The organism is Streptomyces phaeolivaceus (assembly GCF_009184865.1).
Classification (GTDB): Bacteria; Actinomycetota; Actinomycetes; order Streptomycetales; family Streptomycetaceae; genus Streptomyces; species Streptomyces phaeolivaceus.
The window spans coordinates 5340909-5361510 of record NZ_CP045096.1 but is presented as its reverse complement, the minus strand read 5'-3'; the positions used below and the strand labels follow the sequence as shown (position 1 = coordinate 5361510).

Below are 20602 nucleotides of genomic sequence, written 5' to 3'. Positions count from 1 at the left end.
CCCCCGCCCGTTGTGCCTCGATCTCGTGCAGGACAGTGTGCAGTACGGGGTGGGGTACGGCCCAGACCCGTGTGCGAGGTGATGGCGACTCAGGGGCGATTCCCTGGAGGGGAGTTGGGGCAGTCAGGCCGTTACGGTGGCTGCTCGTGAAGGGCATACGGGGAGTTCGGGGAGTACGGGGAGTACAGGGAGTCCGCGGGGCGCGGGGGCTTGCCGACGGGTATCCGTGGGTGGTGGATGTCGGGGTCGCTCTGTTGGTGCAGGGGGCCATGACGATGCCGTTCGTGGTGCCTCGGGCGGCCGGGCTGGCGCCGGCGACCTGGGCGGCGTACGGGCTGACGACGCTCACCGTGGTGCCGCTGGTGTGGCGGCGGCGGGCGCCGTTCGCCGTGCTGCTGGCGGTCCTGGTGACCAGCATGGTGTACAAGCTGGCGCTGGACGGGCCGGGGCAGCCGTTGCCGTACAACGGGCTCGTCGTCGTCTACACGATCGCCGTGCTGTCGCCGCCTCGGACGCGGCTCGTCAGCGGCTTGCTGGTGAGTGTCGCGGTGCCCGTCGGGGTGTGGCTCAACACCCGGTCGGTGCGTGAACTCACCTTCTCCGCCTTCGTGTTCGCCGCCGCCTATGTCTTCGGGCGGCACACCGACGCCCGTCAGCGCGCCCACCGCGTCGAGGCCGAGCGGGCCGCCGCGCGTGAACGGGCCCGGATCGCTCGGGAGATGCACGACATCCTCTCCCACGCCGTCAGCCTGATGATCGTGCAGGCGGAGGCCGGGCCCGTCGCCGTGCGCACGGCTCCGGAGCGCGCCGAGGCCGCCTTCGACGCGATCTCCGAGACCGGGCGGGACGCCATGCTCCAGCTGCGCCGGATGCTCGGCGTTCTGCGGGAGGACGGGGAGCAGAGGGAGGAGAGGGAGGGGGAGGAGGGGTATGGGGCCGGGTTCTCGCCTCTTGAACCTCTGGCGGGGGTGCGGGAGTTGCCCTCGCTGCTCGATCGGGTGCGGGGCAGTGGGCTTGAGGTCGGGTACGAAGTGGAGGGGTCCGAGCGGGAGTTGCCGGGCGGGGTCGGGGCGACCGTGTTCCGGATCGTCCAGGAGGCGCTGACGAACACCGTCAGGCATGCGGGTGCCCGTACGGTCTCCGTACAACTCATTTATGAGGAGAAGGACTTGGTGGTGCGGGTGGTCGACGACGGGCGGGGGCCCCGGGCCGGGTACGGCGGTGGGCCCGGATGGCACGGGCACGGGCACGGGCCTCGACATGGGCATGGGCTCGTCGGGGTGCGGGAGCGGGCCGCCGCGCACGGGGGTACGGCCGAGATGGGGGCGGGGCCGGGCGGGCGCGGGTTCGAGGTGCGGGTGCGGATACCCGTACCGGTACCCAGGGCGGCCGTGGGGCCCGCGGCGGAGGTCGGGCGGTGATCCGGGTGGTCGTGGCCGATGACCAGGAGCTGGTGCGCAGTGGGTTCGCGCTGATTCTCGACGTCCAGCCGGACATCGAGGTCGTCGCGGAGGTGGGGGACGGCGCCGAGGCCGTGGCGGCGGTGCGGGAGCATCGCGCGGATGTGGCGCTGCTCGACATCCGGATGCCCCGGATGGACGGGATAGCCGCCTGCCGGGCCATCGGGGCGGACGGCACCGGCGATGCAAGCCGTGCGGGACATGCGAGCGGTGTGGGCGGTGCGGGACGTGCGGGACATGCGAGCGGTGTGGGCGGTGCGGGACGTGCGGGCGGTGCGGGACGTGCGGGACGTGCGGGCGGCGGGTGCCGGGTCGTGATGCTCACGACCTTCGACTCCGACGAGTACGTGTACGAGGCGCTGCACGCGGGGGCCAGCGGGTTCCTGCTCAAGGATGTGCGGCGGGACGATCTCGTGCACGCCGTACGGGTGGTCGCGCGGGGCGACTCGCTGCTGGCGCCCTCCGTGGCCCGGCGGCTGGTGGAGCAGTACACGCGGCCCGCGCCCGCCCCGGCCCGGCTGCCCGACCCACGGCTCGACGTACTGACCGGGCGCGAGCGGGAGACCCTGCTGTTGCTCGCGCGCGGGCTGTCGAACGCCGAGATCGCCGCCGAACTGGTCGTCAGCGACCACACGGTGAAGACCCATGTCGGCAACGTGCTCGCCAAACTCGGGCTGCGGGACCGTATCCAGGCGGTGATCTGCGCGTACGAGACGGGGCTGATCGCGGCGGGGGACCCGTCCCCAGAGGTCGCGGGTCCCCCGGTCGGCCCCACGCCTCCCCCGTCCGGGGGAGCCCTCCGGCCCTGGTCCTCCCCCGCGCGGGCGAGGGGCTGACCTCCGCCGGCCTCCCCGACACCGCCTGTGCGGGCGATCCGTGCGAAGCCGCCGGTCAGAAGGATGGAGCCGACCACAACACCGGCTCTCATCAACGGAGTTGACCGTGCCGCCGACCATGAAGAGCACCACGCGTACGCTGCTCGCCGCCGCCCTCGTCCTCGGGGTGGCCGCGGGGTCCACGACCCTGCCGGCCACCGCCTCCGCCTCGCCCCGTACGGTCGCCTCGGCCTCGCCCCACTCGGTCTCCGGGGCGGCGGTCCGGTCGGGGATCGACCCCGACGTGGCCGCCGCCCTGGAGACCGCCTTCGCCGGGCTGCCGTCCGCCGACGCGACCGCCGCGCTCGTCCGGGTCGGGGGGAGCGAGGGGGTGTGGCGGGGCAGCGCGGGGGTGCGTGACCTCGCGAGCGGGCGCGCTGCCGATCCGAAGGGCCGCTTCCGCGCCGGGTCCGTGACCAAGGTGTTCACGGCGGCCGTGGTGCTGCTGCTGGCCGCCGAGGGGAAGGTCGACCTCGACCGCAGCGCCCGTTCGTATCTGCCGGAGCTGATTCCGGCGTCGTACGGCGGTGTCACCGTCCGGCAGTTGCTCGATCACACGCACGGCATCCCGGCGCCGGACTTCCCGTGGTCGACCGTCGAGGGGGCGTACGCGAACCGCTTCCGGATCCATGACCCGGCGGAGATGGTGCGCTCGGCGACGGCGAAGGAGCCGGAGTTCGCACCGGGCGAGGCGCAGCACTACCTCAACATCGGGTACACGGTCGCCGGGCTGCTGATCGAGCGGGTGACCGGGGAGTCGTACGAACAGCAGGTCACCCGGCGGGTGTTGAGGCCGCTCGGGCTGCGGGACACGTATCTGCCGGGGACCGACGCGCGGATCGTCGGACCGCACAACCACGGCTACCAGCGGATGACGCTCGACGACGGGACGACCGGGCTGCGGGACGTCACCGTGTGGGGTGTGACGGACGGGTGGGCGGCCGGGGATCTCATCTCGACCACGGCCGATCTGGAACGGTTCACGAAGGCGCTGTTCGGGGGGCGGGTCGTGCCGCGCGGGCCGCTGCTGGAGGAGATGTTCACGGTGCCGGAGGTGGCCGACCATCTCACCGGCAAGCCCGCCGAGTACGCCGTCGGCCTCGCCAGGAAGGTGCTCGGCGGGCGGGAGGTCTGGGGCAAGACGGGCGGGCGCTGGGGCTACAACGCGGCCATCGCCTCCACCCGCGACGGCACCCGCACCCTCGTCTACGGCGTCAACTCCACCGACGCCAAGGGGAAGGACATGAACAAGGTGGCGACGGGGGTGATGGTGGCGGCTTTCGGGATGCCGTCGTAGCGGCGGCCACTCGACCGACCGCGAGGACCCCACTCGACCGACCGCGGCAGCGACGACGGCAGAGGCAGACGCGGCTCTCAACTTTCTTACTGTTCAGACATGTTGAGGCCGGTGGATCACAACCACCGTTAGCATCGGCCCATGCGAATACGTCGGCGGCGTCATGACAGCAGCCTGGTCCGTGATCCGCGCGCCGACGAGTACCCGATGCCGAGCGTGCCCCACGGGTGGTACGCGGTGCTGCGGAGCCGGGAGTTGCGGGCGGGGAAGGTCGTCGCCCTGCACTACTTCGGGCGGGCGCTGATCGCCTTTCGCGGGGCGGACGGGCGGGCTGCCGTGCGGGACGCGCACTGTCCGCACTACGGCGCCCATCTGGGCGTCGGCGGGAAGGTCGTGGACGGGACGGTGGAGTGCCCGTTCCACGGCTGGCGGTTCGGGACGGACGGGCGCTGTGTGGAGGCGCCGTTCGCCGTCCGGACGCCCAAGGTGTCGATCGGCGGGTTCCCGGTGCGCGAGCACAGCGGGCTGGTGTTCGTGTACGCCGGACCGGGCGAACCCGCGTGGGAGGTGCCGGAGATCGAGGAGACGGGGTCACGGCGGTTCTCCTCCCCCGTCGACGACACGTGCCGGGCGCGGATCCACATCCAGGAGATGCGCGAGAACATCGTCGACGAGTCCCACTTCCACTACATCCACGGCCAGAGCGAACCGCCGGTCCAGGAGTGGCGGGAGGACGGGCCGTTCGCCGAGGCGCGCGGGACGATCAGCCGGCGCGTCCTCGGGTGGGACATCCACAACACGTTCGACGCGTTCATGTACGGGCCGGGGGTGATGGTCGTCCGGGCCCACGGGCCGGTGCTGTCGGTGACCGCCGTCGCGCTCAGCACCCCCGTCGACGACCGCACCAGCGAGCTGCGGATGCTGTACTACCTGCGCAAGCCCGCCCGACTGCCCTTCCTCACCCCCCTGTTGAAGCTCGTCTTCCGGGCCGAGGCGCTGGGGGAGGTGCGCGAGGAGGTACGGATCTGGGACCACAAGATCCATCAGGCCCGGCCGGTACTGCTTCCGCACGAGAAGGGGATCCGGGCGTTGCGGCGGTGGTACGCGCAGTTCTATCCGGGGGCGGAGAGCGGGGGCGGAGCGGGGGCGGGCGCGGCGGCTCCGCTGGAGGAAGTGGGCCGGGGCTCCTGAGAACGGTGAAGACGGTCGGCCAGGCGTGGGCACCCTGACTTTCGGCAGTGTGCGGCGGCTTCCGGTCCTCGTAGGGTCGCGGGTGTGAGGCGACGAGAGCGGCCGGCAGGGGCAGGGGTTCGTGGTGCGGGGGTGCCGTTGCTCGTGGCCGTGGCGGGGGTCGCGGGGCTGAGCGTGGTGAGTCCGTGGTGGGTCGTGGCCACCGGGGTGCTCGCCTGTGCGGCGGGGCGGCGGCCGGGGTCCGCCCGCGCGGCGGCGACCGTGCTGGCGGTCGTGGTGGGGGCCGGTGTGATCGCGGTGGCGGTGGTTCCGGCGTGGATCACGTTCGGGGACCGTTTCGTGACGGTGTTGGTCGGGGCTGCCGTACTGCCGTGGTTCGGGGGCCGGTTCTGGCGTCAGTACCGTGCCTTGGAGCGGGCAGGGTGGGAGCACGCGGAGCAACTGTCGCGCGAGCGGGGCCTCGTCGCCGAGCAGGCCCGGCTTCGCGAACGTGCCCGTATCGCCCAGGACACGCACGACCTCCTCGGCCACGACCTCAGCCTGATCGCCCTCTCCGCGGGCGCCCTGAAGCTCTCCCCCGGCCTCTCCGAAGCGCACCGGGAAGCGGCGGGGGACATCCGCGCGCGGGCCGCCACGGCGGTGGACCGGCTCGGCGAGATCATCGGGGTGCTGGGCGAACGGGGAGACCGGGCGCGGCGGCAGGGGCGTCCGGGGGACGGCGGAGGCGACGCGGTCGTGGCGCCGTCCCGGGTCGGGGATCTGGTGGAGGGCGCGTCCGGTGCCGGGCTCTCCGTCACCTTGGACACCGAGGGCGAACCGGACGCGCTGTCACCGATCGCCGAACTCGCCGTACGGCGGGTCGTCCAGGAGTCCCTGACCAACGCGGTCAGACACGCGCCCGGCGCGACGGTGACGGTACGGATCCGGTACATGGCCGACGCGAACGACGGGGTCTGCGTACGGGTGGTGAACGGGCCCGGGGCCGGAGTCGGAGTCGGGGTCGGGGCCGGGGTCGGGGCCGGGGCCGGAGTCGGGGCCGGGGCCGGAGTCGGGGCCGGAGTCGGAGCCGGGGCCGGAGTCGGGGCCGGAGTCGGAGCCGGGGCCGGAGTCGGGGCCGGAGTCGGAGTCGGGGCCGGAGTCGGGGCCGGAGTCGGGGCCGGAGTCGGGGCCGGGGCCGGAGTCGGAGTCGGGGCCGGAGTCGGGGCCGGAGTCGGGGCCGGAGTCGGGGCCGGAGTCGGAGTCGGGGCCGGGGCCGGAGTCGGAGTCGGGGCCGGAGTCGGAGTCGGGGCCGGAGTCGGGGCCGGGGCCGGGGCCGGAGTCGGGGCCGGAGTCGGGGCCGGAGTCGGGGCCGGGGCCGGGGCCGGAGTCGGGGCCGGGGCCGGTGGGGGGCGTGGGCTGATCGGGCTGGACGAGCGTGTCCGGCTCACCGGGGGCTCTCTGGCGTACGGCCCGTGCAAGGGCGGATTCGCGGTGGTCGCGTGGATTCCCCGCGAACCCGGCGCCTCGGCGACCGCACCGACCGCCGCGAGGGGCAGGGCGAGGGCCGCGAGGCGCGGACGCAGCAGCGACAGGCCCACGGCGAGCCCCGTGGCGAGCGTGGCGTGGTTACTCGGGAACGACCAGTCCCCCGCTTCCGGGCACGCGCCGATCACCTCCGCCCCCGGCACCGCGCGGCAGGGCCGCTCCTCGTCCACCACCAGCTTCAACGCCTCACTGACCCCGTAGGCAACCACCGTGCCGACGAGGACCAGGGCCACTCCGGCGACCGTACGGGCGTCACGTCGGCGCACGCCCGAACGCAGCAGCAGAAGCAGCAGCGGAAGCAGTCCGAGGACGATCAGCAGTCCCTCGGCCGCCGCGCTCGCCCACGCCCCCGCACCCGAAGGCCCGTCCGCCATCAGCCCGTTCACCCTCCGGAACAGCGACGCGGATACGCCGTCGGTCACCCGCACCGGCCCCGCGTCCCCCAACCCACCCGGAAACAGCAGGCCGACCGCCACCGCACCCGCGCCCAACACCACCGAACTCCCGAGCAACCGACGCCCGAAGCCACCGCCGCCACGCGCACCGGCCCCGCCGTCTCCACCACGATCTCCACCGCCATCGCCGTAAGACTTCGTTCTCATACGGCTTGACGCTAGGAACCGCGGCTCCCGAACACCCGCCCCGAACGGCCCTGTCCGACCCCCGACGATCGTCATGCTCGACAGCGCGGGCGAGGCGGCCGGGGCGGGAAGCCTAAGCTCCCTCCATGGAGCGAGCCGAGATCATGCAGCGAGTCGTCGGGATTCTGACCGAGGCGGTCGAGGTGCGGCGGCAGGCGCGTGAGAACCCCGGTGTCGAGGTGGCGTTGACGGGGGCGGTCTCGGCGCTGCTCGTGGAGACCCTGCCCAAGATCGAGCTGCCCGCCGACGCCTCCGCCCAGGAGACCACGCATCTCATCACGGAGGCCCTGGCACCGGCGATCGTCACCCTGGCCAACTGCTTCGCCTACGCCTTCGTGCACCTCGCCGAGGTGCACGACGAGGGGCGGAGCGACACGACCACGGCCGAAGTCCTGCGCTCCCTCTCCCTCCAGTTCGCGCGGAGGGACGGGGCGTAGGACCTTCGACCACCTGACCGGAACCGCCCAGCCCAGCATGCCCACCTGGTAGTCGCCGGCCGACTGCCGCACGATCACGTTCAGCCGGTTGAAGGTGTTGATGAGGGCGAGGAGTGCCACCAGGGCGAGGAGCTGGTCCTCGTCGTAGTGCTTGGCCGCGTTCTTCCAGACCGCGTCCGGGACGCCGCCGGCCGCGTCGGCGATGCGGGTGCCCTGTTCGGTCGGTCCAGGGCGGCGCCCTCGGCCCCGGTGAAGACCTTGGCCTCCCACAGATCCGGACTCGCTGACACCACTGCCCCTTTTGCGACGCTTCATGAACGGAGCGAGGCAAGGGCAGCGGTGACGGCGGCGGCGAGGGTGAGCACGGCGCCGAAGGTGATGACGGCCTGCCTGACGGCGGCGGGATAGTCGGCACCCTCCCACCGGGCCGGCTTGGCCGCTCCCGCGGCGGCCAGCGGCGCGAACATGACGACCAGGCCGATGGTGAGCAGAACGACAACGACGTGCGGCACGGCGGGCTCCTTGCGTGGGTTCCGGAAATCGACTTGGTCGAAGGTCGCGAAACGAGAGCGCGCCAGGGTGCGGCCGGACAAAGATGAACACCGGCGTACACACCGGGTGTCGGGGGCGAAGAGGTGCGGGACGAACAGCAGGTGGCGCTCCACGAGTTGCGTCGCAGACTGAATGACGGGCTGGCCGTGTCACAGCTGGACAAGACACAACTCGCGGGCGGACGCGGCTGAGCCGTACGACCGTGCAGCTGGCCTTCCAGGAAGACGCACCCGCCCCGTCCGCGAAGACGGTGTCGGCGCTGGCCGGTGGGCTGAGTCTGCCGGAGGAGGAGTTGCTGCGGCTGCGGCGGTCCGCAGCCGCAGAGGACAGCCCCTCGGGAGGGACCGAGGCCGGGCCGGGCAGGCCGATCGAACAGTGGGACCCTCATGACCTCGAGGTCCACCCCGCCGCATCAGCCCCGGGCGGACGGAACTCGAGCGCGATGGAGGAGCGGAGACTGCCTGGCTATGTCCTCCGGGCACACGACCACGTGCTCGCGGAATCGGTGCGCGCCGCCGCCGAGGGCAGCAGCCGGACGGTCGTCCTCGTCGGTACGTCGTCGACCGGAAAGACCCGCGCCTGCTGGGAGGCCGTCCTGCCGCTCGGCGAGCGGGGATGGCGGCTCTGGCATCCCTTCGACCCGAGCAGGGCCCAGGCCGCTCTCGAAGACCTGCACCGGGTTCAGCCGCACACCGTGGTCTGGATGAACGAGGCACACCACTACCTCGGCGTTCCCGGGGTCGGCGAACAGATCGCGGCCGTCCTCCACGGCTTGCTCATCCGCCCCGACCGTCAACCCGTACTGGTGCTGGGCACCCTCTGGCCGGAGTTCGCCGACGAGTACACCTCGCTGCCCGCCCCGGCAGTCCGGACCCGCACAGCCGGGTCAACCCCAAGCGGGTCTCCTTCACCGACCGCACCGGCGCCGAGGCCACCACCCCCACCACGGCCACCACCGTCGTGAAGTCCCGCAAGGGTGTCCGGCTCAGCCACTCCCCCGGCCGGATCGACCCCACCAGCGACGCCTGGGGCAGCAGCCGCAAGCCACTGGTCGGCGAGTTCGAGTTCCGCGGTGAGCAGGTCTTCGTCATCGCCAACCACTTCGGCTCCAAGGGCGGCGACCAGCCCCTGCACGTGCGGATCGATGTGGGCAGGTGCCGCCGGAACTGATCCTCCTCCCCCGCCGCTCCAGCATGGCGAACCCCCAATCCCTGTACGGGACTTGGGGGTTCGTCGTCGTCGCGGGTCCGGTCAGCCGAGCATGCCCACCTGGTAGTCGCCCGCCGGCTGCTGCACGATCACGTTCAGCCGGTTGAAGGTGTTGATGAGGGCGATGAGGGCCACCAGGGCGAGGAGCTGGTCCTCGTCGTAGTGCTTGGCCGCGTTCTCCCAGACCGCGTCCGGGACACCGCCGGCCGCGTCGGCGATACGGGTGCCCTGCTCGGTCAGTTCCAGGGCGGCGCGCTCGGCCTCGGTGAAGACCTTGGCCTCCCGCCAGGTGGCGACCAGGTGCAGCCGCTGGGCGGTCTCCCCGGCGTGTTCGGCCTCCTTGGTGTGCATGTCGAGGCAGTAGCCGCAGCCGTTGATCTGGCTGGCCCGGATGCGCACCAACTCCTGGGTGGTGAGCGGCAGTCCCGCCTCCCCGACCACCTTGCTGGCGCCGACGAGGTGCTTGACGAGCTTGCCGGTGAGGGGGTTGGCGAGCAGGTTCAGACGGGCTTCCATGACGGGCTCCTTGTGTCGTCGTATGTGCCGGTCATCGTGATGTGCCGGTCATCGTGATGTGCCGGTCTTCGTGATGTGCCGGTCTTCGTGATGTGCCGGTCTTCGTACGCGGTGACAACACAGGGACGGATGCCGCCGGGTCGGATGTGACATGGGTGGATGTGACCCCCGTCACTCTCTCCGGCGGTGCCGGTCACGGCAGTTCGGGGCTCTTGATCGTGCGGGTCGTGCCGTCGGTGAGGGTGAGGGTGACCGTGCCGGTGAGGAGGCCGTAGCGGTCGCCGCGGGGCCACCAGGCGGTCCAGCGGCCGTTCTCGACGGTCGCCCGCACGGTGTGGCCGCTGTCGCGGACGGTGACCTTCTCGACGTCCGAACCGACCGACCCGACCGCGTAGTTGAGGAGGCCGTCGTCCTCGCCCCGGGAGCCGTAGGTGTCCAGTTCGATGCCGTCGGCGGGGAGGTCGAGCACCGGGGAGATGCCCATCGTGGTCCCGCCGCCGTCCGCACCGGCCAGGCAGTACACCGCGTCGCCGCCCCGGCTGACCACCATCGAGGCCACGTTACCCCGGATGTCCGCGTTGCTGACGACGGCGGGTCCCGAGCCGTAGTCCTCCGTCGCGTCCAGGCACTCCTTCTCGGCGGCCGAGCCCTCGGCGCCGGCCGAGTCCAGGCTGCTGGGCGTGCCGGTCCAGCTCGCCAACTCGGCTGAGGACAGGGGGCCTTGGGAGCCCATACCAGGGAGGCCGGAGAGGCCGCCGGTGGCGGTCAGTACGGCGAGTCCCGCCGCGAGGGCGCCCGCCAGGGTGAAGGAGACACGGCGGACGAGGGGCGCGCGGGTGGCGGGGCGGACCGAGGTGCGGGCAGGCTCGGTGTCGGCGAGGATCGTACGCAGCAGGGTCTCCTCGCGGTCGATCTCGGTGGCGGTCGGCTCGGTGCGGGGCGCGGCGTCGAGGGGGGCGAGGCGGGACAGCAGGGGGTCGGGGGTGGCCTGGTCGCCGTGCCGGGCGGTGTTCGTGTTCATGTCTCGGGGCTCCTGTTCGGCGGGGTCAGAACGTCGTGGCGAGGGCGGGCGCGGTGGCGGCGGCCCGGTCGATCCGGGCGGCGAGGCGGCGCTTGGCGCGGGTCAGGCGCATGGCGTACGCGGCGCGGGTGCAGCCGAGGACCTTCGCGGCGTCCTTGGCGGAGAGCTGCTCCCACACATGCAGGGCCAGGACCTCCTGGTCGGCCGGGGCGAGTGCCTGCCAGGCGGCGGCGAGGTCCGTCCGGCCGTCCACCAGCGCGGCCGGGTCGGCGGCCAGGGTGCGACCGCCGGTCTCGGCGGCCTGCTGGACACGGACGGCGAGCGCGGTGTGCCGGCGCATGCCCCGGCTGTCGTTGAGCATCACCTTGCGGGCGGTGCCGAACAGCCAGGGCCGGGGGTCGTCGGGGAGTTCACGGCGCCTGCGCCACGCCGCGAGGAACGTCTCGCCGACGATGTCGTCGACGTTCATGGGATGGGCGCGACGGCGTACGAACCTCAGCACGTCCTCGTAGTGGGCCCGGTACACGTCCGTGAACTCGGCCTCGGTGTCGATGGGCATGGCTTCCTTCCGTAGCTTCTGCCCCTACGTGTCCACGACGGCCACAGGTGCAACAGGAGAGTTTTCCCAGAGGATGTTGCCCCTCGGTCGTCGGACGGTCGCCCCGGACGCGCACACGAAGAGCCGGGCCCCGCTGCGGAGCGGAATTCCCTCGGCCGCAGAGCGGTATGGTCCGGGCGATGCTGCTTCTGGAGGACGCGGGTCAGGAAGCCGAACCGTCGAGGTCGAGGCGGATCACGGCGAGCGCCTCGGCGATCTCGACGGTCATCTCGTCCTCCGGGCCGAACACCATGCACATGTCCTGGTGGAGCGGTTCGAGGATGTGCCGGGCTTCGGCGGCCCGGCCCTGGGCGAGCAGCAGCATCCCGATGTTGTGCCGCAGCTCCACGGCTTCCTCGCTCACGTCGCTGTCGACGGCCCGCACGACGTTCAGCACGCCCTGGAGCGCGGCCAGCGCGTCGGTGACCTGGCCGAGTTCGGCGCGGCAGCGGGCCGCCTGGGCGCGGCAGGCGCGGGCCTGCTCGCCGGTGGGCCCGGCGATACGGGCGTAGGCGTCGGCGAGGGCGTCGAACTCGGGCAGGGCGGTCCGGTAGTCGCCGCCGAGGAGGCGGATCGCCGCTCGCTGGCGGCGCAGCGCCAGGACCTGCTTGCTCTCGGAACCGAGGGCGAGGGCCGCGGGTGCGATGACCTCGCCGAGCACCTCGGCGGCCTGCGCGAACCGCTCCTCCTCCAGCAGGGCGTCGGAGTGGGCGTACGCCTCCTTGATGTCCTCGCGCAACTGGGCTGGGACGGGCAGCGGTTGGGCCGCCGGGAGGACGGTCGTGGGCGGCAGACCACCGGGTGCGGGCGCCTGGGCACGGGCGCGGGGCGCGAAGGGGTGACGAAACACGCCCGTCGGGTCGGGCGCGCCGGTCGGCCCGGCATCGGCCGTGCCGGGCTCCTGGCCCGGCGGCGGCAGGAACGGCAGCAGCCGCGCGTACACCTCCTGCGTGTCGGCGGGCCGCGCCTCGGGCGCCTTGCGCAGCAGATGCAGGACCAGCTCCTCCAGCGCCTCGGGGACGTCGGGCCGCAGCTGTCGCAACGGGGTGGGGGCGGCGTTGACGTGCTGGTACATCAGCAGGTACTCGCTCTCCGCCTCGAACACGAGGCGGCCACTGAGGAGTTCGTGCAGCACACAGCCGAGCGCGTACAGATCGGTCTGCGGGGTGATGCGTCCGCCGCGGACCTGCTCGGGCGACATGTACTGGTGGGTGCCGATGGGGCTGCCGGTGGCGGTCAGCTTGGTGACGTCGGTCCGCAGGATCGCCGCGATACCGAAGTCGAGGACCTTCACGGTGCCGTCGCGGGCGACGAGGATGTTGCCCGGCTTGAGGTCCCGGTGGATCACCGGCACGTCGTGCGCGTACGACAGCACGGTCGCGACCTGCGCGGCGACGGCCGCCGCCCAGCTGACCGGCAGCGGCTGGCCGGGATCCAGGTAGGCCGACAGCGGTACGCCGTCGACAAGCTCCATCACCAGGAACAGCCGCTCGTACGACGCGTCGAGCACCGCGTCGTACACCTGCGGCACACCGGGGTGCTGGATACGCGCGGTGATGCGGGCCTCGCGACGGAAGCGCTTGGCGAACTCCTCGGCCAGCTGCGGAGAGGTGACCGACGCCTGCCGGATGAGCTTCACGGCGACGGGCCGGTCGAGCACGGCGTCGTAGCCGCGCCACACGTCGCCCATGCCGCCGTGGCTCAGCTCCTCCAGGAGTTCGTAACGGTCGGAGATCGCCTCCTGCGGCACCTTGCCCCCGGTGTGCGTGATGAACGGTCACGGTCAGGGGTCAAGTGTGACCGCTGCGTCAGGATGCCGTCCAGCGGTCGCGGTGCGACAGGGCTCCGGTGCGGTGGTGGACGACGGGCGGGAGGGGGCGGCGGCCGGTCGGCATCCCGCCGACCGGACCGTCTGAGCCGTATCTTCACCACCGCCGTTGGGCCGGAGTCGCGCGGGCGGCTGGGCCCTCACGTCTTTCACGGTCAGCCGCGACAGAAAAACGCCCCCGCTCCGAAGAGCCGGGGGCCACCTGCCGGGGTCAGATCCAGGTGACCTGGAGGACGTAGCCGCACTCGAACCGGGGGACGATCAGGAAGACGAACATGCCTCCGGGGACATCCACGGTTTCGCTCTTCGGCCCCATGCCTTCGTACCTCGTGCCGTCGAGGTAGAGCTTCAGCGGCGCGGATCAACTCGTCGGCTTTCTTCTCGACCTCGGCGATGAAGGCCGGCGGAGCTCCGCCCGCCACGTACTCCTCGCCAGGGTCGTACTCCCATCTCCAGGTCACTCGGACACCGCCTTGTACGCGGCGCGGATGATGTCGCCGGAGATCCTTACGTAGCGGCGGCTTTCTTCAAGAGTCTCGGCGGCGTTGGCCATGTACTCGGCGCGGCGCAGCTCACGCACCGCCTCGGGAAACCGCTCGATCTCGATGTTGGCGGCCCACGCGATCATGAAGAGCTGGAGGGGCTTGATGCTGCTCTGCTCGATGGCGGCGGCGACGGCCTTGCGCTGATCGGCGTCCATTTCCGGCAGCCGCTCCGGCGCGATGGCGGCAAGGGCGGCCCGGAGGGCCTCGGGGGTCCGCGCGGGGCGCGGGATCAGCTCTGTGCCGTGGTCGCGCTGTGTGCTCACGATGTCCTCCAAGGGATGCCCCGGCCAGCATATCCAGCCGGGGCACACGCATCAGATGTCGTAGGCCAGCCCCTCCTCGCGGCGGATCATCCGCCAGGTCGCCGTGGGGGACGATCTGCGCGAGGAAGCCGTACTTCCTGACCTAGTCGTTGAGGTCGGCGCGGAAGCCCTCCGCCGTCTCCTGGTCTCCGCCGGGTCGGAGGGCTCACCCGCGACGGGGAGCCCCCACGAACACCTCGACAAGGCCCGGCAGGCGCACGAGCATTCGCTGGGCATCGGCTTCAACGTGAGCGCAACGTCCGTCGTACCGCACTGATGAGGTGTTGCGCGTCGGCGCCGTATACGGCGGACTCCCGGAGCGTCTTCCAGGTGCGCAGATACGTGTCCACGCTCGCTACGTCGTCGATCCACAACTCGGCGTGCCAGTTCTCCACGATCACCTGGCGGTCGTCGTAGACCCAGAAGGCGGTGGCCGGGGGGATCTTGAGAGAGGCGGACAGCGGGATGATCCCCAGCTCTACCGTGTCGAGGCCGACGGCTCCTGCGAGTCGGTCGAGCTGGGCTGCGAGTACCGAAGGCGGACAGACCGAGGCGTGAAGGGCGGCCTCCCACAGGAGGAGGTGGAAACGCTTCGAGGAGTCGTACAGAGCCTCTTGACGCTTCATGCGGGACCGAACTGCCTCCTCCGTGTCGCGCGGCGATCGCTGTAGCTCCGCGTACCTCGTGAAGATCGACCGGGCATAGTCCGGCGTCTGGAGAATCCCGAAGATCATGGAGGACTCCCAACCACGGAACACGGAGGCGTCGGCATGAGCGCTCAGGTGCGTGTCCTGGACTGCCTTGTGTCCCGAGGCCAGCTGCCGCCGCCATGACCGGATGTGCGACTCGAAGCCCCGGAGGCGGGCCAGCAACTCGTCGTACGCCTCGGGCTGACCGGTCGCCTCGGCCCACTTGCGCAGGTCGTCGGGTGTTGGAGTCTGCCTGCCGTTCTCCAGCCTGCTGACCTTGGACTTGTTCCACCCGTGCTGCTCGGCGAGTTTCGTACCGGTGAGCGGGCGTCCAGGGGCGGAGAGCCGGAGTTCGCGCAGTCGTACCCCGAGAGCTGCTCGTGCCTGCTGATAGTCCGTGCTCACCGGTCCGCACCTGCTTTCAGTCCTCCTTCGCGGTCAGTCGTGCCGCGAACTTCTCGGACGGGATGGCGTGGTGCATCGCCGCATCACGCGTCATGGCGTACCGCAGGACCGCCACGGGCTCTGTGACCAGGTCGACGTCGACCAGGTTGTCCGCGTCGTCGAAATTGAGCAGTGCGACCAGTCGGGAGTCGCCATCACAATGCCTGGCGTGCCTTGGTAATTACCTGCTGGGCGTCGGCACCGTACACGGCGGACTCTCGGAGCGTGTTCCAGACCCGCGTGTAGAGGGCGATGTTGTCCGCGTCGTCCAGCCATATTTCTGCGTGCCAGTCCTCCGCGACGACGAGGCGGTCGTCGAGGACCCAGAAACCGTTGGCGGGCACGATCTTGACCGGGGTCGCGAATGGCACGATCCCCAACTCGACCGTGTCCATCCCGATCAAACCTCCCAGCCGGTCCAGCTGCGCGGCATGTGCGGAAGGAGGGCAGATCAGTGAACGGAGCGCGGCTTCCCACATCAGGACGTGCAGCTTGCGGCCGGGCTGATACAGCCATTCCTGACGCTTCATTCTGGCCAGGACTGCTTCTTCGATGTCGCTGGCCGGGGCCAGTAGCTCGGAGTACCGCTTGATGACATGGCGTGCGTATTCGGGTGTCTGCACCATTCCGGGGATCACCGACTCTTCCCATATCCACAGTTCCCTGGTGCGTTCGATCTCTCCGCTCAGGCTTTCGTGGACGGGCTTGAATCCGTTTGCCAGGGCTCGACGCCATGACCTGATGTGGGACTCGAATCCCGCGAGGCGGGAGGCGAGTTCGGGATAGACATCGGGCCGGCCGACGGCCTCGGCCCATGCCTGCAGGTCCTCGGGAGTGGCCGTCTGCCTGCCGTTCTCCAACTTGCTGACCTTGGAGCCTGGCCAGCCGAGCTGCTGTGCCAACTGCTGGCCGGTGAGGCGACCATCAGGGCATGAGAAGCGCAGTTCGCGAAGACGCGCGCCCAGAGCTTCCCGCGCTTGCTGATAGTCAGTGCTCACCGGTCTCTGGCGCTACTCGACCGTGGCCGCCTGCGCGGCGAACTGCTCGTATGGGACGGCGTGGTGCATGGCCGCGTCACGCATCGTGGAGTACCGCACGATGAGGGCGGGCTCAGTGATCAGTTCGATGCCGAGCAGGGTGTCGGCATCGTCGAAGTGAAGCAGGGCGACGATCCGCGAGTCGAAGATCCAGAAGTCCTCTGCGGGCAGGCCGATCCGTTCGGCGTCCTTCCGCCAGAGGTAGCGCATGTCCTCGCCGACGTACGCGTTGTGCCTGGCGTAGTCGAGCAGGAACAACTGCTCCTGCGTGGGCGGGTCGTCGGTAACGCGGACCCGGCCGATCCTCTTGCCGACGGCCGTCTGGTTGCGGACGTTCACGAACCACGGTTCGCTGAAGTCGCACGGCGCACTGCCCGTCTCCAGAAAGGCCCGGTAGTCGGGGTCTTCCCGGTCGGACGCGTACCCACGCCGCGTCTCCAGCCGCCAAGCGGTGTACTCGAAGGTCTCGAAGAGGCGACGGAAGGTATCCCGGTCGACCAGCTCCGGTTCCCGTTCCATCTCCTTCGGCCCCCAGTTCACCAGCAGTTCGCGCGGTACGACGACAGCGGCTTCCCCCGCACCGAAGTGCCGCAACTGGGCAAGGTCATCGGGGTCGGTGAGCGGCGTGCCCTGCACGACCACTTCGCCGCTCTCGATGTCGGTATGCAGGGCGGGGCAGCCGTCGACCTTGCTGTCTGTGCCGGTGAAGCGTAGCTGACGGGCCATGGCGGTCTCCTTCTCACAGGGGGCAATCCCTCTGATCAGCATTGCCCGGCCGTCTGCCACCGAACTACACCACGCCGCCACCTTCGTGAGAAAACTCCAGCAAGGTACTCAACTACGCGAGAAAAACCTAGAAAACCGCATGGCGCCCCCAACGCTCCTTCCTTAGCGTCCTGTTCGTCCACCACCGGCAAGTCGACAGCACCAGGCGACAGCGTCTACGCGTACGACGTGAGCGACCGTCGCCGATGCCGTCACCCGACGGCGTAGAACTCCCCTCCCGCTCGGATGACCGGACAGCCCAGGCGGGCAGGACGCACCACGCACGTTTCGACGCAACGCCGAATCAAGGAGGCGAAGACCGTGACCGTAGTACAGGAACGATCCGCGACCGACGCGCGGACGCTGATCGGCGATGACCTCAGGAAAACCCTCGCGGCCAATATCCGGGCCAGGTTTCCGGACATGACCGAGGGCCAGGCGCAGCGGGGCATCGGACAGATGCTCGCCTTCCTCGTCGCCGGTGCCCGCAGCGACGCGCCGCTCAGCCCTTCGCCCCTGGTCGATGACTTCTGGCATGCCTTCTTGCTGCACACCAAGGCGTACCAGGAGTTCTGTGCCGGGACGCTCGGGAAGTTCGTCCACCACCAGCCAGGCTTCCTCGACAAGGAGGAACACGGCGGCGGCAAGGCCCTGCGCGCCCGTACCGTCGACGCCATCACTGCGGCCGGGTACCTCGTCGACATGGAGTTCTGGCCCGAACTGGACATCGCCGACTGCTCGCAGTGCCACGCCAACTGCCACAACAGCCCCAGGCACGCCTGACACACCCCTGCGGCCGGTCCCCGTCCTGTGCCACCCTGTGGTCGAGCCGGGGACCGGCTGCCGTCGCGTACGAGGAGGGCGCGGGTGGATCGCACCGCATGGCAGGAACTCCCTTCCGCGGCCCGGGAGGCCGTGGAGAAACACACCGGGCCCGTAGGCCACGCGGAGACAGCCGATACCGGTGTGATGTCCCGCCTCGCCTGCACGCTGCACACCGCGTCCGGACGCGTCTTCGTCAAGGGCACCCGTCTCGACGATGACGCGGCATGGACGTACGACTACGAGGCACGGGTCACTCGGTGCGCGCCGTGTGCGCCCGGCGTGCTCTGGGAGGTGGAGGCGGGCGGGTGGCTGCTCATCGGGTACGAGTTCATCGTCGGCCACCACCCCGGCCTGGCCCCCGGCTCGGCCGATCTCGCTCCGCTGGCCGACACGCTCACCGCCATGTCGGCCACCCCGTGGCCCGGGGTGGTCCGCAAGAAGCCACTGCACGTGCGGTGGAGTGGCTTATTCCCCACCGACCGTACGTCCGACCTCGAAGGTACGGCGCTCGTCCACACGGACGTGTCCCCGCTGAACATGCTCGTGACCGCCGACGGCATCCGTCTGCTGGACTGGGCCCTGGCCTGCCCCGGCCCGGACTGGGCCGACACCGCGTTCGCGGTCGTGCGACTCGTCCACGCCGGCCACACCCCCGGGCAGGCGGAAGAGATCGCCCGGACGGTCCCGGCCTACCGCGCCGCTCCCACCACGGTCGTCACGACCTTCGCCGACGCCCTCTGCGCGGTCTGGGAGAACCGGCAGAAGACGGACCCACTTCCGCACCGTGCCCCCTTGATCGCCGCCGCGCGGTCGTGGGCCGCGCATCGTGGTCTCATCCGGGAGTGAGACGGGTGACCGGACCTGCGGCGCAGCGGTGGAGGCGGGCCAGCGGCACCCGGGACGAACCCCGGCACCGCTGATCCACCGGTCCCACGACGGAATGCCCTACGCCGTCACTCCCTGTCCCTGTCGGCCGCCATGATGCCGACGCATTCTTCGAGGGCGGCGTGCAACGGCTTTACGAAGGCGGCGAGTTCGGCGTCCGACGCCTTCCCCGCCTCCAGTACGGCGCCGACGACCATCACCAGGACGGCGGCGGCCTTCAGGGCGTGCACGTCGGCCAACTTCTCAAGACGGCCGCCGGGGCGCGTGACCGCCAGGGCCTCCTTGCCGGTGGCCGGGTCGAGGCCGAGGCTGCGCAGACGCGGCGTACTCGTGCTCATACGGCGACCTCCCACGGAACCGGAACGTAGTCCTGCCCCAGCGTCGCCAGGACCGCCGCCCGACGCCGCTCGCGCTGAAGGCGGCGCCGGTCATGGTCGTCCCGCTCACGTTCCCATTCGACGACGTACGGACGGACCAGGGGCATGGCGTCGACGGTGATGGCGTCCGCCGGGTGCGAGCACGTGATCACGGGCGAGGGCACCGGAGCGGGCGGACAGGAGGCGAGGGGTGGTGGTGGGGGTGCTGCGGCGCGGTGGGTTCCGCGGGCGGGCAGGAAGAGGCTCAGAATCGCGGCCAGTAGGCTGCGCATAGGTCGACTCCCAATCAGTCGGCTCAGCCCCGGCATGGAAGCTCTGAACCTTCCTGCCGGGGCGTCTTTGTTCCCTCCGAACCCTACTCTCATGAGAGTAGTGGTGGGTAGTGGTTGGTAGTAGTACTAGGTAATGCGTAGTGGAGAGTGGCGCTCTACGGTCAAAACGTGGACACGATCAGCCCTGACTCGCCGCAGTACGTGTACGAGCAACTGGCCGCGATCATTGAACGGAAGATCCGTTCCGGTGAGTACGCGCCCGGCACCCGACTGCCGGGAGAACTGACGATGACGCACGACTACAAAGTCGGTCCGGGTACCGTCCGCCGTGCTCTGGACATTCTTCGGGACCGAGGGCTGGTGGTGACTGTGCGCGCCCGGGGTTCGTTCGTGGCCGACCCGCTGCCGCCCTTCCCCGAAACCCCCGAGCCCTCCGCGTAGCTGAAGCCGCGGTCCCCTTACAGGCCGCCGTGCCGTACGCGGACGAGTACCTCGGCCGCCTGACCGGAGGGCTCACCCGCTACAGGACGCCCCCACGAACTGAGTCGGCGGGGGCGGATCCGCTTCAGCGTTGCTACTTCACATCTTTTGCCAGGACGGCGACGGCGACCTTGCCCACCACCGTCGTCAGGACGTAGTTCGTCGAGCTGCTGAAAGCGACACCTACACCGGCTGGGATCGCCTTGGCCGCCGCCTTCTGGGTGAAGGTGATGGACGCCCGCTTGAACAACTGCTTGATCGTGACCAAGGCGGGCCCTCTGAGGTACTGGTAGACCAGCTTCTCGGCGATCTTCTGTACCGCCGCCTTGCCGCCCTTGGTCGCCATCTGTTCAGCCGAACCCGCCAACGCGATCGTGAAGGCGAGGTGCTTCTTGTCCTCCGCGCTCATCTCGGTCTCGTACACCTCGACCAGGCACATGCACATGTCGATCTGGAGCTTGAGTGCCGCGGCGATATCGGTGACACCGCCGCCCAGGACTGCGACCGCCGTACCGACGCCCGGAATCACGCTCGGGACCGCGGTGACCGCCCCAGCGGCTGCCGAAAGTTTGGAGTACCGGCCAACGATCTTGTTGGCGACCCGGCGCTTGTCCTCCAGGCTCTCAGGCTCCCGCTTGAACTTGGCCTCAAAAGTCGCACGGTAACCGCCCACGAGTTTGGCGGCCGCCTCCGGCGTGATGGCGATCCCCTCGACGACCTTCTGGAGCCGAGACGCCTCGGGCTCGTCCGTCGCGTGATCCATTGTTTCCCCTCCCGATTCGTTGCCCCTCATGAAGAGGGCAACTTGCACTGCGCACTGACTTGATGCACT

General features: G+C 70.6%; 22 protein-coding genes and 5 pseudogenes. 12 read left to right on the top strand and 15 right to left on the bottom strand.

Going from position 1 to position 20602, the window contains the following annotated elements; genetic code table 11:
• The first annotated feature begins 155 nt into the window (after positions 1-155).
• The 5 genes and pseudogenes from F9278_RS25270 to F9278_RS48795 form a co-directional block, all read left to right on the top strand.
• Positions 156-1421 (top strand): sensor histidine kinase, encoded by a 1266-nt coding sequence (locus F9278_RS25270; protein ID WP_450373553.1) that lies wholly within the window; start codon positions 156-158, stop codon positions 1419-1421.
• 11 nt (positions 1422-1432) lie between these two features.
• The gene (locus F9278_RS25265; RefSeq protein ID WP_264300180.1) at positions 1433-2296 is read left to right on the top strand and encodes a response regulator; all 864 of its coding nucleotides are present in this window, start codon (positions 1433-1435) and stop codon (positions 2294-2296) included.
• 118 nt (positions 2297-2414) lie between these two features.
• Entirely contained in the window at positions 2415-3632 is a 1218-nt protein-coding gene (locus F9278_RS25260; protein ID WP_152170353.1) for a serine hydrolase domain-containing protein, read from the top strand.
• A 141-nt stretch (positions 3633-3773) separates the two neighbouring features.
• The gene (locus F9278_RS25255; protein ID WP_226966926.1) at positions 3774-4823 is read left to right on the top strand and encodes a Rieske 2Fe-2S domain-containing protein; all 1050 of its coding nucleotides are present in this window, start codon (positions 3774-3776) and stop codon (positions 4821-4823) included.
• An 84-nt stretch (positions 4824-4907) separates the two neighbouring features.
• Positions 4908-5489: pseudogene (locus F9278_RS48795) on the top strand (histidine kinase); the annotation flags it as partial.
• Positions 5490-6412: 923 nt separating this feature from the next.
• Here the strand turns inward: F9278_RS48795 and F9278_RS48790 are convergent.
• Positions 6413-6721 (bottom strand): annotated as a pseudogene (locus F9278_RS48790) (phosphatase PAP2 family protein); the annotation flags it as partial.
• A gap of 353 nt (positions 6722-7074) precedes the next feature.
• Between F9278_RS48790 and F9278_RS25235 the strand changes: the two are divergent.
• A complete protein-coding gene (locus tag F9278_RS25235) occupies positions 7075-7425 on the top strand; it encodes a hypothetical protein (protein WP_152170352.1) in 351 nt (116 codons plus the stop codon).
• 30 nt (positions 7426-7455) lie between these two features.
• On the opposite strand, the pseudogene F9278_RS47345 reads toward F9278_RS25235, so the two are convergent.
• Positions 7456-7691, bottom strand: a pseudogene (locus F9278_RS47345) (carboxymuconolactone decarboxylase family protein); the annotation flags it as partial.
• 45 nt (positions 7692-7736) lie between these two features.
• Positions 7737-7937, bottom strand: a complete 201-nt coding sequence (locus F9278_RS25225) for a hypothetical protein (protein WP_152170351.1) — start codon at positions 7935-7937, stop codon at positions 7737-7739.
• A gap of 242 nt (positions 7938-8179) precedes the next feature.
• On the opposite strand from F9278_RS25225, the gene F9278_RS46295 reads away from it, so the two are divergent.
• Together F9278_RS46295 and F9278_RS25220 are read left to right on the top strand one after the other, a co-directional pair.
• Positions 8180-8941, top strand: coding sequence for a hypothetical protein (locus tag F9278_RS46295; RefSeq protein ID WP_193242116.1), 762 nt, complete (start codon positions 8180-8182; stop codon positions 8939-8941).
• Positions 8866-9117: pseudogene (locus F9278_RS25220) on the top strand (hypothetical protein); the annotation flags it as partial. The gene F9278_RS46295 and the pseudogene F9278_RS25220, both read left to right, overlap by 76 nt.
• Before the next feature lie 111 nt (positions 9118-9228).
• On the opposite strand, the gene F9278_RS25215 reads toward F9278_RS25220, so the two are convergent.
• The 5 genes from F9278_RS25215 to F9278_RS25190 all read right to left on the bottom strand — a co-directional run bounded on the left by F9278_RS25215 (position 9229) and on the right by F9278_RS25190 (position 13957).
• Complete coding sequence (locus F9278_RS25215; protein WP_152170350.1) at positions 9229-9702, bottom strand: carboxymuconolactone decarboxylase family protein; 474 nt, start codon at positions 9700-9702, stop codon at positions 9229-9231.
• A gap of 193 nt (positions 9703-9895) precedes the next feature.
• On the bottom strand, positions 9896-10723 hold the full coding sequence (locus tag F9278_RS25210; RefSeq protein ID WP_152170349.1) for a hypothetical protein: 828 nt from the start codon (positions 10721-10723) through the stop codon (positions 9896-9898).
• A gap of 25 nt (positions 10724-10748) precedes the next feature.
• Entirely contained in the window at positions 10749-11282 is a 534-nt protein-coding gene (locus F9278_RS25205; protein WP_152170348.1) for an RNA polymerase sigma factor, read from the bottom strand.
• 202 nt (positions 11283-11484) lie between these two features.
• On the bottom strand, positions 11485-13071 hold the full coding sequence (locus F9278_RS25200; RefSeq protein WP_152170347.1) for a serine/threonine-protein kinase: 1587 nt from the start codon (positions 13069-13071) through the stop codon (positions 11485-11487).
• Between the two features lie 535 nt (positions 13072-13606).
• A complete protein-coding gene (locus F9278_RS25190) occupies positions 13607-13957 on the bottom strand; it encodes a hypothetical protein (protein WP_152170346.1) in 351 nt (116 codons plus the stop codon).
• 103 nt (positions 13958-14060) lie between these two features.
• Here F9278_RS25190 and F9278_RS46290 point away from each other — a divergent pair, with 103 nt between their 5' ends.
• Positions 14061-14273: a hypothetical protein gene (locus F9278_RS46290; protein ID WP_193241620.1), complete on the top strand. Its 213-nt coding sequence runs from the start codon at positions 14061-14063 to the stop codon at positions 14271-14273.
• Here F9278_RS46290 and F9278_RS25185 read toward each other — a convergent pair.
• The 4 genes and pseudogenes from F9278_RS25185 to F9278_RS25175 form a co-directional block, all read right to left on the bottom strand.
• Positions 14239-15090: a helix-turn-helix domain-containing protein gene (locus F9278_RS25185; RefSeq protein WP_152170345.1), complete on the bottom strand. Its 852-nt coding sequence runs from the start codon at positions 15088-15090 to the stop codon at positions 14239-14241. The two genes, F9278_RS46290 and F9278_RS25185, sit on opposite strands and share 35 nt — an antisense overlap.
• Positions 15091-15106: 16 nt before the next feature.
• Positions 15107-15280, bottom strand: a pseudogene (locus F9278_RS48785) (DUF6879 family protein); the annotation flags it as partial.
• 4 nt (positions 15281-15284) lie between these two features.
• Complete coding sequence (locus tag F9278_RS25180) at positions 15285-16127, bottom strand: helix-turn-helix domain-containing protein (protein WP_152170344.1); 843 nt, start codon at positions 16125-16127, stop codon at positions 15285-15287.
• Positions 16128-16139: 12 nt separating this feature from the next.
• The gene (locus F9278_RS25175; RefSeq protein WP_152170343.1) at positions 16140-16892 is read right to left on the bottom strand and encodes a DUF6879 family protein; all 753 of its coding nucleotides are present in this window, start codon (positions 16890-16892) and stop codon (positions 16140-16142) included.
• 360 nt (positions 16893-17252) lie between these two features.
• On the opposite strand from F9278_RS25175, the gene F9278_RS25170 reads away from it, so the two are divergent.
• Entirely contained in the window at positions 17253-17714 is a 462-nt protein-coding gene (locus tag F9278_RS25170; RefSeq protein WP_152170342.1) for a glycine-rich domain-containing protein, read from the top strand.
• An 84-nt stretch (positions 17715-17798) separates the two neighbouring features.
• Entirely contained in the window at positions 17799-18602 is an 804-nt protein-coding gene (locus tag F9278_RS25165; RefSeq protein WP_152170341.1) for a phosphotransferase, read from the top strand.
• A 107-nt stretch (positions 18603-18709) separates the two neighbouring features.
• On the opposite strand, the gene F9278_RS25160 is transcribed toward F9278_RS25165, so the two are convergent.
• Both F9278_RS25160 and F9278_RS47340 read right to left on the bottom strand, forming a co-directional pair.
• Entirely contained in the window at positions 18710-18979 is a 270-nt protein-coding gene (locus F9278_RS25160; protein ID WP_152170340.1) for a hypothetical protein, read from the bottom strand.
• Positions 18976-19290 carry a hypothetical protein gene (locus F9278_RS47340; protein WP_226966924.1) on the bottom strand — a complete coding sequence of 105 codons (315 nt, stop codon included), beginning with the start codon at positions 19288-19290 and terminating at the stop codon, positions 18976-18978. The genes F9278_RS25160 and F9278_RS47340 overlap by 4 nt, the downstream gene beginning before the upstream one ends.
• Before the next feature lie 168 nt (positions 19291-19458).
• Between F9278_RS47340 and F9278_RS25150 the strand changes: the two genes are divergently transcribed.
• The gene (locus F9278_RS25150) at positions 19459-19731 is read left to right on the top strand and encodes a GntR family transcriptional regulator (RefSeq protein WP_152170339.1); all 273 of its coding nucleotides are present in this window, start codon (positions 19459-19461) and stop codon (positions 19729-19731) included.
• Positions 19732-19864: 133 nt separating this feature from the next.
• On the opposite strand, the gene F9278_RS25145 is transcribed toward F9278_RS25150, so the two are convergent.
• Positions 19865-20563, bottom strand: a complete 699-nt coding sequence (locus tag F9278_RS25145; protein ID WP_226966923.1) for an EcsC family protein — start codon at positions 20561-20563, stop codon at positions 19865-19867.
• Positions 20564-20602: the final 39 nt, after the last annotated feature.

Coding starts and splice junctions, on each gene's coding strand:
- F9278_RS25260 (WP_152170353.1), top strand. CDS start 2,415: ATGAAGAGCACCACGCGTACGCTGCTCGCCGCCGCCCTCGTCCTCGGG.
- F9278_RS25255 (WP_226966926.1), top strand. CDS start 3,774: ATGCGAATACGTCGGCGGCGTCATGACAGCAGCCTGGTCCGTGATCCG.
- F9278_RS25235 (WP_152170352.1), top strand. CDS start 7,075: ATGGAGCGAGCCGAGATCATGCAGCGAGTCGTCGGGATTCTGACCGAG.
- F9278_RS25215 (WP_152170350.1), bottom strand. CDS start 9,702: ATGGAAGCCCGTCTGAACCTGCTCGCCAACCCCCTCACCGGCAAGCTC.
- F9278_RS25210 (WP_152170349.1), bottom strand. CDS start 10,723: ATGAACACGAACACCGCCCGGCACGGCGACCAGGCCACCCCCGACCCC.
- F9278_RS25205 (WP_152170348.1), bottom strand. CDS start 11,282: ATGCCCATCGACACCGAGGCCGAGTTCACGGACGTGTACCGGGCCCAC.
- F9278_RS25175 (WP_152170343.1), bottom strand. CDS start 16,892: ATGGCCCGTCAGCTACGCTTCACCGGCACAGACAGCAAGGTCGACGGC.
- F9278_RS25160 (WP_152170340.1), bottom strand. CDS start 18,979: ATGAGCACGAGTACGCCGCGTCTGCGCAGCCTCGGCCTCGACCCGGCC.
- F9278_RS47340 (WP_226966924.1), bottom strand. CDS start 19,290: ATGCGCAGCCTACTGGCCGCGATTCTGAGCCTCTTCCTGCCCGCCCGC.
- F9278_RS25145 (WP_226966923.1), bottom strand. CDS start 20,563: ATGAGGGGCAACGAATCGGGAGGGGAAACAATGGATCACGCGACGGAC.